General features: G+C 51.9%; 8 protein-coding genes and 8 pseudogenes. 14 read left to right on the plus strand and 2 right to left on the minus strand.

From position 1 onward, the window contains the following. Window positions 1-161: 161 nt before the first annotated feature. The 6 genes and pseudogenes from der (at window position 162) to AACL06_RS08825 (ending at window position 4,044) form a co-directional block, all read left to right on the plus strand. A complete protein-coding gene (gene der / locus AACL06_RS08800) occupies window positions 162-1,649 on the plus strand; it encodes a ribosome biogenesis GTPase Der (protein ID WP_339036866.1) in 1,488 nt (495 codons plus the stop codon). 348 nt (window positions 1,650-1,997) lie between these two features. After that, complete coding sequence (locus tag AACL06_RS08805) at window positions 1,998-2,309, plus strand: single-stranded DNA-binding protein (RefSeq protein ID WP_339036869.1); 312 nt, start codon at window positions 1,998-2,000, stop codon at window positions 2,307-2,309. Window positions 2,310-2,548: 239 nt separating this feature from the next. Then, window positions 2,549-2,867 (plus strand): annotated as a pseudogene (locus AACL06_RS08810) (Fic family protein); the annotation flags it as partial. Window positions 2,868-2,878: 11 nt separating this feature from the next. Next, window positions 2,879-3,040, plus strand: a complete 162-nt coding sequence (locus tag AACL06_RS08815) for a hypothetical protein (RefSeq protein WP_339036871.1) — start codon at window positions 2,879-2,881, stop codon at window positions 3,038-3,040. Next, window positions 2,973-3,893 (plus strand): annotated as a pseudogene (locus tag AACL06_RS08820) (IS5 family transposase). Before AACL06_RS08815 ends, AACL06_RS08820 begins: the two are co-directional and overlap by 68 nt. Then, window positions 3,877-4,044, plus strand: coding sequence for a hypothetical protein (locus AACL06_RS08825; protein WP_339036872.1), 168 nt, complete (start codon window positions 3,877-3,879; stop codon window positions 4,042-4,044). The pseudogene AACL06_RS08820 and the gene AACL06_RS08825 overlap by 17 nt, the downstream one beginning before the upstream one ends. An 84-nt stretch (window positions 4,045-4,128) precedes the next feature. Here AACL06_RS08825 and AACL06_RS08830 read toward each other — a convergent pair. Further along, a pseudogene (locus tag AACL06_RS08830) lies at window positions 4,129-4,861 on the minus strand (exodeoxyribonuclease VII large subunit); the annotation flags it as partial. A gap of 144 nt (window positions 4,862-5,005) precedes the next feature. On the opposite strand from AACL06_RS08830, the gene guaB reads away from it, so the two are divergent. The 7 genes and pseudogenes from guaB (at window position 5,006) to rlmA (ending at window position 10,853) form a co-directional block, all read left to right on the plus strand. Beyond that, window positions 5,006-6,469, plus strand: a complete 1,464-nt coding sequence (guaB, locus tag AACL06_RS08835) for an IMP dehydrogenase (protein ID WP_339036873.1) — start codon at window positions 5,006-5,008, stop codon at window positions 6,467-6,469. A gap of 134 nt (window positions 6,470-6,603) precedes the next feature. Further along, window positions 6,604-8,181, plus strand: coding sequence for a glutamine-hydrolyzing GMP synthase (gene guaA, locus AACL06_RS08840; protein ID WP_339036875.1), 1,578 nt, complete (start codon window positions 6,604-6,606; stop codon window positions 8,179-8,181). 164 nt (window positions 8,182-8,345) lie between these two features. Further along, window positions 8,346-8,507 carry a hypothetical protein gene (locus tag AACL06_RS08845; protein WP_339036715.1) on the plus strand — a complete coding sequence of 54 codons (162 nt, stop codon included), beginning with the start codon at window positions 8,346-8,348 and terminating at the stop codon, window positions 8,505-8,507. Further along, window positions 8,440-9,300 (plus strand): annotated as a pseudogene (locus AACL06_RS08850) (IS5 family transposase). The gene AACL06_RS08845 and the pseudogene AACL06_RS08850 overlap by 68 nt, the downstream one beginning before the upstream one ends. 148 nt (window positions 9,301-9,448) lie before the next feature. Then, window positions 9,449-9,566, plus strand: a pseudogene (locus tag AACL06_RS08855) (DUF2627 domain-containing protein). A gap of 41 nt (window positions 9,567-9,607) precedes the next feature. Then, window positions 9,608-9,817 (plus strand): transcription antiterminator/RNA stability regulator CspE, encoded by a 210-nt coding sequence (gene cspE, locus AACL06_RS08860; RefSeq protein ID WP_006709457.1) that lies wholly within the window; start codon window positions 9,608-9,610, stop codon window positions 9,815-9,817. Window positions 9,818-9,973: 156 nt separating this feature from the next. After that, window positions 9,974-10,853 (plus strand): annotated as a pseudogene (rlmA, locus tag AACL06_RS08865) (23S rRNA (guanine(745)-N(1))-methyltransferase). Between the two features lie 23 nt (window positions 10,854-10,876). On the opposite strand, the pseudogene AACL06_RS08870 reads toward rlmA, so the two are convergent. Continuing rightward, a pseudogene (locus AACL06_RS08870) lies at window positions 10,877-11,807 on the minus strand (IS5 family transposase). 77 nt (window positions 11,808-11,884) lie between these two features. Between AACL06_RS08870 and AACL06_RS08875 the strand changes: the two are divergent. After that, a pseudogene (locus AACL06_RS08875) lies at window positions 11,885-13,903 on the plus strand (Tex family protein); the annotation flags it as partial. Window positions 13,904-14,018: the final 115 nt, after the last annotated feature.

A 14,018-nucleotide genomic window follows, 5' to 3' on the forward strand; every position in this document is an offset into this window, starting at 1 on the left:
AAGGCGCGCAGTCAACGTTGCTGCGGCGCGAAAGATGAAGGGGAAAACGGCTCCTGAGGTGATGGGTTCAGGAGCCGTTTCTTATTTTATAAGCTACAGTGTCGGAATCTGTCCGAAGTGTAGTAAGACATTAATTATAAAGTAATAATGAGGGTTCAACAATGACACCTGTCGTCGCGCTTGTTGGGCGCCCGAATGTGGGTAAATCTACCTTGTTTAACCGTTTGACACAGACGCGCGATGCGCTGGTGGCAGATTTTCCAGGGCTAACGCGAGACCGCAAGTATGGGCGTGCTGAAGTTGAGGGCAATGAATTTATCATTGTCGATACTAGCGGTATTGACGGCCACGAAGATGGCGTCGAAACGCGCATGGCGGGTCAGTCGCTGTTGGCGATTGAAGAAGCCGATATTGTGCTGTTTATGGTTGATGCCCGCTCTGGCATGATGCCAGCCGATCAGGGTATCGCCCAGCATCTGCGTAGCCGCCAGAAGGCGACCTTTTTGGTGGTCAACAAGACTGATGGCCTAGATCCGGACGTGGTCACCGCTGACTTCTACTCGCTGGGCCTGGGTGATGTGTATGCCATAGACGCCTCACACGGCCGTGGTGTCAGACAACTGATCGAGCACGTACTGGTGCCGTTCCTTCCTGAAAAAGAGGAAGAAGTAGAACTGACCCAAGAAGAGGTCAACGCCGCTTATTGGGCCGAACAGAATGCTGAGAACCTCGAAGGGCAAGAGGATGAACTGGAAGATGACTTCAACCCTCAGGATCTGCCTATCAAGCTGGCGATTATCGGGCGCCCCAACGTAGGTAAATCTACGCTGACTAACCGTATCCTTGGCGAGGAACGCGTGGTGGTGTACAACATGCCGGGTACCACCCGCGACAGTATTTATATCCCAATGGTACGTGATGAGCGCGAATATGTGCTCATCGACACCGCCGGCGTGCGCAAACGCGGGAAAGTAACCGAAACGGTAGAGAAATTCTCGATAATCAAAACATTACAGGCGATTGAAGACGCCAACGTGGTACTGCTGGTAATCGACGCACGCGAAGGGATTTCTGATCAGGATCTGTCGTTGCTTGGCTTTATCCTCAATAGTGGCCGCTCACTGGTGATTGTGGTCAATAAGTGGGATGGCATAAGCGAGGAAGAGCGCACACATGTGAAGGAAATGCTCGATCTGCGTCTGGGCTTTGTCGATTTCGCCCGTGTGCACTTTATCTCCGCACTGCATGGCAGCGGTGTCGGCAACCTGTTCGAATCGGTGCTAGAAGCATATGCTTATGCGACCCACCGTGTGAACACCTCAATGCTGACCAAGATCATGCACATGGCCGTTGATGATCACCAACCGCCGCTGGTGCGTGGCCGACGTGTGAAGCTGAAATATGCACACGCTGGTGGGTATAACCCACCGATTGTGGTAATCCACGGCAATCAGGTGAGTGATTTGTCCGATGCGTACAAACGTTATCTGATGAACTATTTCCGCCGCTCGCTGAAAGTGATGGGAACGCCGATCCGCATCAAATTCAAAGAGGGCGACAACCCGTTCGCTGGCAAACGCAATCTACTTACGCCAAACCAACTACGCAAGCGCAAGCGCCTGATGAGTCACCTGAAGAAAAACAAATGATGATTTACTAATAATCATCAGCTTTCGAAAAGTCCAGAAGCCCGCATTGTGTCGGGCTTTTTTGTTATCAAGGACTATTACAACGACGCATCACCGCTCATCATTCAGTTGTACCCATGTGTGTACTCAGTAGGTTTTGCTTTGTTTTGGGTACAAAGATGAGTACTCATTTATGATCAAGCCCGCATTGGGTACAACTGGAGGCCGATTATGCCGAAGCTAACTTAAAGCATGGATTAAAGCGAATGAACGATTTGAAGGGCGCTCGGATGGTGGAGGGTTTTACCTTCGCTATCTCTGCCCTGCCATAGCACAGAGAACGGAGAGACTCCTTTCTGACTGGGCGTAGTGGCTTTTGGCAAACAGGCCAAAGCGCTGGCACGTTACGGTAAAGGTGAGTTGAACAGTGTTTCCGGCACCATGCAGATCAATCAGTGGACGGCGAAGGATGGCAGCACGTCAAGCGGTTATCAGGTGGTGGCGGATTCGATTATCAGTGCGCTAACGGTACGACCAGCAGGCCGTAATGGCCGGTTGGGTAAGCCAGTGATGCGCCACAGCGAGCCAGAGAGCAGCCCCTGCCCGCGCCCCGTGACTGGGATGTTTACCAAAAAACCCGACGACGTGGACCGAACACCGCCGTATGACGAGCCTTTTTGAGAAGGGATGTCATGTAGGGTGCAGGTGATAGAGCGTGATGTTTGGCAAGCGGGCTTAGATGCCAAAAGCTCTGTTTATGCGTCCAGTCATGGGACTTTATGCGGCGGTTTATTTGATTTATCCAAATGGTGTTTTTTGAGATTTTGAGATATAATTTATATATTATTGTTTTAATATTCTATGATTTAATGGTTTTTTTGAGATACTGATAAGCCACTAGTTAAGATAGGTTAACTTTAATGCCACGATTTACACACTTTGATCTTAGCTTGCTCAATCCGAGCTTTGATTCTCCCTTGTTTGATGTCTTGACTGAGCTTGATTTGCTACGACACTTACGGCTTTAGACCGATGTTCATCCGTTATTATTCGTACAGCTCAAGGCCATTTTTCACATGCTGGAAAGCCTGGTGTCTGCTCGTATTGAAGGAAATCACACTACGCTGGCAGATTATGTTAAAAGCAAAGTCGAAGGTAACTGAGTCATCCAGCGACCAACTAAAAGAGATTGGCAACATTGAGAATGCTATGAGATTCATTGATGAGCATCTGAATTCTGTGGGAAGGCGTTGTTGAATAAATCGAACATTTGGCCGGCACGAGGATCAGATCACTCTCCTTCTGTCAAAATAGCGACATTCCGTGGCCCAGCAAAAGTTCAACATCACCAACTGGAAGGCTTACAACAACGCCATTATCACTCGGGGTTCACTCACTTTCTCGGTGTATGAAACGGCACTTCACGCCTGGTACTGCGAGGCAAAACCTTCTCTGCGTGGTCGCCGACAACATTATTCCGATATGGCAATGACCAGCGTAATGGCAATCACCAGCGTATTGATGCTGAAACGGATTTTCGGCCTGACACTTCGCGCCCTCCAGGGCTTCGGCGACTCCATTGTCACACTGATCAAAGTGCCGTTGAACTGCCCGGACGACACCTGCATCAGTAAGCGGGCAAAGTCCGGCCATGTCCCGTTTAAAACCGCAACGCCGGGTGAAATTGCGCACCTCGTTATCGACTCTAGCGGGCTCAACGTGTTGGGTGAAGGGGAGTGGAAAGTAAAAAAATACGGTCAGGAAAAACGGCGGATCTGGCGAAAATTGCATTTGGCCGTAGATACAGAAACACATGAGGTCATCTGTGCTGACCTTTCCTTGAGCAATGTCACCGATACCGAAGCCTTCCCAGGTCTCATCCGCCAGAGGTACCGTAAAATCAAAGTCGCCTCGGCGGATCGGGCTTAGGATACGCGAGTGTGTGATGATGAGTTAAGGGGCAAGAAGCTCAAGGCGTTAATACCGCACAGCAGCGGAGCCCGTTATTGGTCGGCAGACTATGCAGAGCGAAATCAAGCGGTGGCGAACCAGCGCGTTACCAGAGACAACACATTGTGGAAAAGTATCACAGGCTACCACCGACGTTCGATAGCGGCAACAGCGAAGTACAGAGTAAAACAGCTATTTGGTGGTCACCTGTCGCTGCGAGATTATGATGGGCAAGTTGCAGAGGCGCTGGCCATGATCTGTTCACTAAACAAGATGACGCTCGCCGGTATGCCAGAAAGTGTACGCCTTACCTGAAAGCTGCCCATTCAGGGGACTCTTTATTCCAAATCCGATTTCCGATTTATTCAACAACGCCGATACTCACCTGAAGAAAAAAATAATCAGTGCAAGGTGGGCGGTAGTAATACTGCCCCCATATTCTATCGAAAGGGCTGAGAGGTTATAGATTTGACGAATAAATACTGCGCTCAAACAGTCTCATTGGATCGCGAATTTTAGCGGTGGTGATGCTCTTCACTTAACTCTCTATCTAGCCATCAAGTAAAAGGGTTTCTAGCCGTTTGCCGAGTTGAGCCTTTTTAGTGCTTTTCAGCAGCTCGCAGCATGGGCTTTGTGTCACGCTGTAGCCGCGCGCCAGCGGGCTTACCGCTTCAAGCTGGCTACAGGCCATACCGAAGCGCTGGCAGCAAGCATTAAGCTGGCGATCCAGCGCCTGCTGTAAGCGGTACTCCTGCTGCTGCACATGCTGTTGATAGCTGTGAATGTGGTTCTGCGGCTGTATCTGCGCCAACCGTTTCTGGGCGCGTTCGTTGCGCTGCGAGGCCAGGCGCAACTGATTTTGCGTGCCCTCTTCTAGACGGCGTTGTAATTTGAACAGCAGTGTATTCTGGTGCGACAGCCGCAGGTGCGGATGTTGCTGCTGCAAAAGGTGGTGAATGCGCGTGAACTGCTGTTGACGCCGGACCAGATAGTAATCCAGCGCCATTTCCAACCGTTGTTGCTGCGACTTCAACTGACGCACTAGCTCAAGCTGATTGCGGCTGACTAGTTCAGCGGCAATCGGCGACAGAGTCAGCGATGGTCACATCGGTTTCATGGCCGACTTTGTCGCCGATCGGGATCTGGCTGGCGAATATCGCGCGTGCTACGCGTTCATTATTGAAACTCCACAGATCTTCCATCTAACCTCCACCCCGGCGACCGATCAGCACATCACATTCATCACGGCGGTTGGCGGTTTCGATGGCGCGCACGATAAACAAGCACTCAATTGTCCAATACTACATGGCTAAAAAAGGTAATCAAGGGTTTTTGCAAGAAAGTGCTAGAGGCAAACGATTACGCTCTGTATAATGCTACGGCAATATTTTATCCCTTTCACAGCCCACCCTGGTGAGATATTGCCCATGCTACGTATTGTTAAAGAAGCGTTGACGTTTGACGATGTACTCCTGATACCTGCCCATTCGACGGTTCTACCTAATACCGCAGAACTCGGCACGCAGCTGACTAAAAATATCCGCCTGAATATCCCTATGTTGTCCGCCGCCATGGATACCGTAACCGAATCTAGCCTGGCTATCGCGCTGGCGCAGGAAGGTGGCCTAGGTTTTGTTCACAAAAACATGTCTATCGAACGCCAGGCTGAAGAAGTCAGCCGGGTGAAGAAACATGAAAGCGGTGTAGTGACCGACCCACAGACCGTCATCCCAGCAACCACCTTACAAGAAATTAAAACGCTCACTGCTCGCAACGGCTTCGCTGGCTACCCGGTTGTTACCGAAGACAATGAGTTAGTGGGGATCATTACCGGGCGCGACGTGCGCTTCGTTACCGATATGAACCAGCCTGTCACCGCAGTGATGACGCCGAAAGCACGGCTGGTCACGGTGAAAGAAAATGAAGCGCGCGAAATCGTGCTACAAAAAATGCACGAAAAACGCGTTGAAAAAGCGCTGGTGGTGAATGACAGCTTCCACCTGCTGGGCATGATCACCGTTAAAGACTTCCAGAAAGCAGAACGCAAGCCCAACGCTTGTAAAGACGAGCATGGTCGGTTACGTGTAGGTGCGGCGGTTGGTGCGGGTGCCGGTAATGACCAGCGCGTTGATGCGCTGGTCGCCTCAGGTGTTGACGTGCTTCTGATCGACTCCTCACACGGCCACTCCGTAGGTGTGCTGAAACGTATTCGAGAAACCCGTGCCAAATACCCCGACTTGCCGATCGTCGGTGGCAACGTTGGCACCGACGTCGGTGCCAAAGCCTTAGCTGAGGCGGGGGTGAGCGCGGTGAAAGTGGGCATTGGCCCTGGTTCTATCTGCACCACCCGTATCGTCACTGGTGTAGGCGTACCACAGATCACGGCCATTGCTGATGCGGTTGACGCGCTGAAAGGGACTGGTATCCCGGTTATCGCCGATGGTGGCATCCGTTTCTCTGGCGACATCGCCAAGGCGATCGCGGCGGGTGCCTCCTGCGTCATGGTTGGCTCCATGCTGGCAGGTACCGAAGAATCACCGGGTGAAATCGAGCTGTACCAGGGACGTTCGTTCAAGTCCTATCGTGGCATGGGATCGCTGGGTGCGATGTCCAAAGGTTCTTCTGACCGTTACTTCCAAACCGATAACGCCGCTGACAAACTAGTGCCAGAAGGTATCGAAGGCCGTGTAGCCTATAAAGGCATGCTGAAAGCCATCGTGCATCAGCAGATGGGGGGGCTGCGCTCCTGCATGGGTCTGACTGGCTGTGCGACCATCGACGAACTGCGCACCAAGGCAGAATTTGTGCGCATCAGTGGCGCTGGTATTCAGGAAAGCCATGTACACGATGTGACTATCACCAAAGAGTCGCCGAACTACCGCATGGGTTGATTTCAAGGGGGCATGGCTCATTGGACTTAATGTCAACGGCGTATAGGGTACGGCTGGTGACAACTTACTGGGTGGGGCCTTGCCCCAGACGATTTTATTTTTCCTTTATTTTTGTTGCTGGAATTCGTTTTATTATGAAAAAAAATATCCATAAGCATCGCATTCTTATTCTGGATTTCGGTTCGCAATATAGCCAATTAATTGCCCGTCGCGTGCGCGAAATCGGCGTTTACTGTGAGCTATGGGCATGGGATGTGAACGAAGAACAGATCCGTGAATTCAATTCCAGCGGCATCATCCTTTCCGGTGGCCCGGAAAGCACTACCGCAGACGACAGCCCGCGCGCCCCTGAGTACGTGTTTACTGCTGATGTGCCGGTGTTGGGTGTGTGCTACGGCATGCAGACTATGGCGATACAGTTAGGTGGTTGTGTGCAGGGGGCTAACGAGCGTGAGTTCGGCTACGCTCAGGTGGAAGTCGTCAATGAGTGCGCGCTGTTGCGTGGCATCGAGGACATCACCAGCCCGCTGGGCAAACCGCTATTGGACGTGTGGATGAGCCACGGCGATAAAATTACTGCCATCCCATCTGACTTTGTGACCATCGCAAGCACCGATAGCTGCCCGTTCGCCATTATGGCTAATGAAGAAAAACGTTTCTACGGCGTGCAGTTCCACCCGGAAGTGACTCACACCCACAAGGGCAAGCACATGCTAGAACGTTTTGTTCTGGACATTTGCCAATGTGAAGCCCTGTGGACTCCGGCCACCATCATTGAAGATGTGGTTGAACGTATTCGCCAGCAAGTAGGGGAAGACCATGTGATCCTCGGCCTGTCCGGCGGTGTTGACTCTTCCGTAACCGCGATGCTGCTGCACCGTGCCATTGGCACACGACTGACCTGCGTGTTTGTCGACAACGGCTTGCTGCGCCTGAATGAATCTGATCAGGTCCTTGAAATGTTCGGCGACCGTTTCGGCTTGAATATCGTGCATGTGGCGGCGGAGAATCGCTTCCTGAGCGAGTTGGCTGGCGTTGACGAACCAGAAACCAAGCGCAAGATCATTGGCCGCGTGTTCGTGGAAGTGTTCGACGAAGAAGCATGCAAGCAATCCGACGTTAAATGGTTGGCGCAGGGCACCATTTACCCTGACATGATCGAATCCGCCGCTTCCGCCACTGGCAAATCACATGTGATCAAATCGCATCACAACGTGGGTGGCCTGCCACAAGAGATGAAGCTGGGGCTGGTCGAACCGTTGAAAGAACTGTTCAAAGATGAAGTGCGCAAGATCGGTCTGGAACTGGGCCTACCGTACGATATGCTGTACCGGCACCCATTCCCTGGGCCTGGTCTGGGCGTGCGCGTGCTTGGTGAAGTCAAGAAAGAGTATTGCGACCTACTGCGTCGTGCAGATGCCATCTTCATTGAAGAGTTGCACAACGCTGACCTGTATAACAAGGTGAGCCAGGCGTTCACCGTATTCCTGCCGGTACGTTCGGTGGGCGTAATGGGCGATGGCCGTAAATACGACTGGGTTGTTTCACTGCGCGCAGTGGAAACTATCGACTTTATGACCGCGCATTGGGCGCATTTGCCCTATGACTTTCTCGGCCGCGTCTCCAGCCGCATTATCAACGAAGTAAACGGCATTTCCCGCGTGTTATACGACATCAGTGGCAAACCTCCAGCGACCATTGAGTGGGAATGATCCACGAGCGTTTTTCTACGATTAATATCCATTCAAAATAATACGAACCATCTTATTTGTAGTCGTTTTTTTTATTTTTAGCCATTAGTATCTATCAGGTACTATCGGTTATTTTTAACGGTAAGTCCGACTGTATAAGAATCTTTTTGTTAGTATTACAGGCTTTGTTGAATAAATCGAACATTTGGCCAGCACGAGGATCAGATCACTCTCCTTCTGTCAAAATAGCGACATTCCGTGGCCCAGCAAAAGTTCAACATCACCAACTGGAAGGCTTACAACAACGCCCTTATCACTCGGGGCTCACTCACTTGCTGGGGGGATGAAACGGCACTTCACGCCTGGTACTGCGAGGCAAAACCTTCTCTGCGTGGTCGCCCACCACATTATTCTGATATGGCAATCACCAGCGTATTGATGCTGAAACGGATTTTCGGCCTGACACTTCGCGCCCTCCAGGGCTTCGTCGATTCCATTATCACACTGATCAAAGTGCCGTTGAACTGCCCGGACGACACCTGCATCAGTAAGCGGGCGAAGTCCGGCCATGTCCCGTTTAAAACCCCAACGCCGGGTGAAATTGCGCACCTCGTTATCGACTCTACCGGGATCAACGTGTTGGGTGAAGGGGAGTGGATGGTAAAAAAACACGGTCAGGAAAAACGGCGGATCTGGCGAAAACTGCATTTGGCCGTAGATACAGAAACACATGAGGTCATCTGTGCTGACCTTTCCTTGAGCAATGTCACCGATACCGAAGCCTTCCCAGGTCTTATCCGCCAGAGGTACCGTAACATCAAAGTCACCTCGGCGGATCGGGCTTAGGATACGCGAGTGTGTGATGATGAGTTAAGGGGCAAGAAGCTCAAGGCGTTAATACCGCCTAAAAGCGGAGCCCGTTATTGGTCGGCAGACTATGCAGAGCGAAATCAAGCGGTGGTGCACCAGCGCGTTACCGGAGACAACACACGGTGGAAAAGTATCACAGGCTACCACCGACGTTCGATAGCGGCAACAGCGAGGTACAGAGTAAAACAGCTATTTGGTGGTCACCTGTCGCTGCGAGATTATGATGGGCAAAAGGCTGCCCATTCATGGGACTCTTTATTCCAAATCTGATTTATGCAACAAAGCCCCTATTTAGGCGTATGCTGCTATCAAGCGTTTCAAATATGTGCGATATGTCGATCAGTGATTAAAAATGGCTTGCCATCTAATACAGAGTATGTAATAACGCTTCTCGGTAAAACGAGGTACAGTTCTGTATATGTGTGGCATTTTCAGTAAAGAAGTTCTGAGTAAAAACGTTAGCGTTGAATACCACTTCTTCTGTCGATCCTTATCTTAGTGCCTCAAGCAGTAACGACTCTAGTTTGTCTATGTAACGCCTACGGGCGATTTAAACAATCCAAAGGAAATACTCAAGATGGCAAAGATTAAAGGTCAAGTTAAGTGGTTTAACGAGTCTAAAGGTTTTGGTTTCATCACCCCGGCTGACGGCAGCAAAGATGTGTTTGTGCACTTCTCTGCAATCCAAGGGAATGGCTTCAAGACTCTGGCTGAAGGCCAGAATGTAGAGTTCGAAATCCAAGATGGTCAGAAAGGCCCGTCAGCAGTAAACGTTATTGCTGTGTAATCAGCGTAAGCGATATAAAAAGCCCGTGCCTTAATGGTGCGGGCGTTTTTGTTGTGCGCCATTTGGTGATGGCAACGCCGAGCGCTTCGAGCTGATATTGTATCGACCTGATGCCTCCCCTAGACTATTCCCGCCCTTTTTTCTGGAACCCAAGTTATATCTTATCAGTGTCCCCCGTGTCATCAGCCGCGCCATTGCTCTCAACTGCAATGGCGTTGCCACAGTAACCACCAGTTTGACTGTGCCAAAGAAGGGTACGTCAATCTGTTGCCAGTGCAGCACAAGCGTTCAAAGTTGCCTGGAGACAGCGTGGAGATGATGCAGGGGCGTCGCGTGCTTCTTGATGCTGGTTAACCGGCGCCATTACAGTAACGGGTTGTGGAACGTCTGGAACCGTTGCTGAGAGCCGATTCAATGGCATAGCTGGATATTGGTTGTGGGGAAGGCTATTACACCGCTGAATTAGCTGCACGACTGGAGCAGCGGTACAATGTAGCAGTATATGAATTAGATGTCGCCTGATACCGCTAAGCCGCCTGACAGCAGCGCGGACAAGCGGCTGCAAAAGAAGCCAGTGTGCATTGCTAAGGTGGCGATCCGATACGCGGCAGTTTCTTTTTGCGTTGCCTCCAGCCACCGCCTGCCGTTTGCTGAACGCTCAATGGATGCGGTATTACGCATCTATGCGCCATGCAAGGCGGGTAAACTGGCGCGGGCGGTGAAGCCTGGTGGTATTCTGATGACCGTTTCCCCAGGGACTCGCCATATGTATCATTTGAAGGCACAGGTGTATCAGCAGATGCAACTGCATGATGAGCAGGAGGAGCGGCTTGAGGGTTTTGACTGTGAGAGCCGCGAAGCACTGGCTTATACCATGGCGCTGTCGGGGGGGGCAGGCCGCCAATCTGCTACAGATGACGCCTTTTGCCTGGCGCGCCTCGCCAGAGGCAAAGGACTCGCTGGCAGCGAGTCCTTTGCCTCTGAAACGGATTTTGTCATCGCAGTGGCTTTGTTGAATAAATCGGATTTGGAATAAATAGTCCCGTGAATGGGCATCTTTTAGGCAAGGCGTACACTTTCTGGCATACCGGCGAGCGGCATCTTGTTTAATGCATAGATCATGGCCAGCGCCTCTGCAACTTGCCCATCATAATCTCGCAGCGACAGGTGACCACCAAATAGCTGTTTTACTCTGTACCTCGCTGTTGCCGCTATCCAACGTCGGTGGTAGCCTGTGATACTTTTCCACCGTGTGTTGTCTCCGGTAACGCGCCGGTTCGCCACCGCTTGATTTCGCTCTACATAGTCTGCCGACCAATAACGGGCTCCGCTTTTGGGCGGTATTAACGCCTTGAGCTTCTTGCCCCTTAACTCATCATCACACACTCGCGTATCCTAAGCCCGATCCGCCGAGGCGACTTTGATTTTACGGTACCTCTGGCGGATAAGACCTGGGAAGGCTTCGGTATCGGTGACATTGCTCAAGGAAAGGTCAGCACAGATGACCTCATGTGTTTCTGTATCTACGGCCAAATGCAGTTTTCGCCAGATCCGCCGTTTTTCCTGACCGTATTTTTTTACCTTCCACTCCCCTTTACCCAACACGTTGAGCGTTGAGCCCGCTAGAGTCGATAACGAGGTGCGCAATTTCACCCGGCGTTGGGGTTTTAAACGGGACATGGCCGGACTTTGCCCGCTTACTGATGCAGGTGTCGTCCGGGCAGTGCAACGGCACTTTGATCAGTGTGACAATGGAGTCGACGAAGCCCTGGAGGACTTGAAGTGTCAGGCCGAAAATCCGTTTCAGCATCAATACGCTGGTGATTGCCATATTGGAATAATGTGGTGGGCGACCACGCAGAGAAGGTTTTGCCTCGCAGTACCAGGCGTAAAGTGCCGTTTCATCCACCGAGAAAGTGAGTGAACCCCGAGTGATAAGGGCGTTGTTGTAAGCCTTACAGTTGGTGATATTGAACTTTTGCTGGGCCACGGAATGTCGCTATTTTGACATAAGGAGAGTGATCTCATCCTCGTCCCGGCCAAATGTTCGATTTATTTAAAAACGCCGATCTTTACCTGCCATACAAACCGAAACGCCGCACCCGTGGGCAGATAGCTATCGAATCTGGTCTGGAACTGTTGGCAGATAGCTTGTGGCAACAGCAGCCGGAACAGCTAGCCGAGCGCTACGTCAACGCCGACAAAGGTATGACGGACGTAAAAGCTGCCCTTGATGGCGCACGCTACATCCTGATGGAGCGTTTTGCCGAAGACGCCACCCTGCTTTCCAAGGTACGCAGCTACCTGTGGAAAAACGCCCATCTGGCGTCCAGGGTGGTGGAAGGAAAGGAAGAAGAAGATGCTAAATTCCGCGACTATTTCGACCACCGTGAACCTATTGCTCAGGTGCCTTCGCACCGTGCGCTAGCGATGTTCCGTGGCCGCAATGCAGGCGTGCTGCAATTGGCGCTGAATGCCGATCCACAGTTTGAAGAAACGCCACGCGAAAGTCAGGCGGAGCTGATTATCATTAACCACCTTGACCTACACCTGAACAACGCCCCAGCCGATGCCTGGCGCAAAGAGGTAGTCAACGGGACTTGGCGGATCAAGGTGCTGCTGCAATTGGAAAGCGAACTGATGAACACGCTGCGCGAGCGTGCATAAGATGAAGCAATCAACGTTTTTGCCCGCAACATGCAGGATCTGCTAATGGCTGCCCCAGCGGGCATGCGCACCACCATGGGACTCGACCCTGGCATGCGCACCGGGGTGAAGGTGGGAGTAGTGGACGCAACCGGTAAGCTGATCGCCACCGACACCGTTTACCCACATACGGGCCAAGCGGCAAAAGCCGCCGCTAGCGTGGCGGCGCTGTGCAGCAAGCATAAGGTAGAACTGGTGGCCATCGGCAACGGCACCGCCTCACGCGAGACCGAGCGTTTTTATCTCGATCTGCAAAAGCAGTTTAGCGAGGTAAAGGCACAGAAGGTGATCGTCAGCGAAGCGGGTGCCTCAGTTGTATTCTGCCTCCGAGCTGGCAGCGCTGGAATTCCCCCACCTCGACGTGTCGCTGCGCGGCGCGGTGTCCATCGCCCGCTGTCTAAAAGATCCGCTGGCGGAGTTGGTGAAGATCGACCCGAAATCCATCGGCATTGGCCATTACCAACACGATTTCAGCCAAAACCAACTGGCCAGGAAACTGGACTCGGTAGTTGAAGACTTCGTGAACGCCATTGGCGTCGATTTGAATACTGCCTCAGTACCGCTGCTGACCCCCGTAGCCGGCCTGCCGCGCATGATGGCGCAAAATATCGTCAACTGGCGGGATTAGAATGGCCGTTTCAGCAATCGCGAGCAGCTACTGAAAGTCAGCCGCATAGGGCCGAAAGCCTTCGAACAATGCGCTGGCTTTCTTCGCATTAACCATGGCGACAACCCGCTGGATGCCTCCACCGTTCACCCAGAAACCTACCCGGTAGTGGAGCTCATTCTGGCCGCCACCCACCAGAACAGGACTTGATGGGCAATGCGTCGGCGATGCACAACCTGAAAGCCAGCGATTTCACCGACGAGAAGTTTGGCGTGCCAACGATAACCGACATTCTGAAAAAGCTGGAGAAACCGGGCCGTGACCCACGGCCGGAGTTCAAAACTGCAACCTTTGCCGAGGGCGTTGACACCCTCAATGATTTGAGACCAGGGATGATCCTGGAAGGTTTAGTCACCAACTTCACCAATTTCGGTGCCTTTGTGGATATCGGCGTACATCAGGACGGCCTGGTGCATATCTCCTCGCTGGCAGACAAGTTTGTCGAAGATCCGCACACCATGGTGAAAGCCGGTGATATCGTCAAAGTAAAAGTGATGGAAGTCGATTTACAGCGCAAACGCATCTCGCTAAGCATGCGTTTAGAGGAACAAGCCGGTAAAGGTTCAGCGCGCCGTGGCGGCAACCCAGCGGCATTAGCTCAGAATAACCTTAGCTGCACAGCGGCGAAAACGGCCAAACCACGCAGCAGTCCCCCGGCTAGCAAAAGTGCCATGGGCGATGTCCTATCGGCGGCATTCGGCAAAAAACGTTAAATAGGACTATTAGGGCGCCGCGAGTTGCGCCCTTGCCTATAAACTATCTCGCGCTTTTTTTCGACACGCCATCCATAATGCCAATCGGCAAATATATCCCGCTCGCCATTTATAC

Source organism: Serratia symbiotica (Periphyllus acericola) (assembly GCF_964019515.1).
Classification (GTDB): domain Bacteria; phylum Pseudomonadota; class Gammaproteobacteria; order Enterobacterales; family Enterobacteriaceae; genus Serratia; species Serratia symbiotica_D.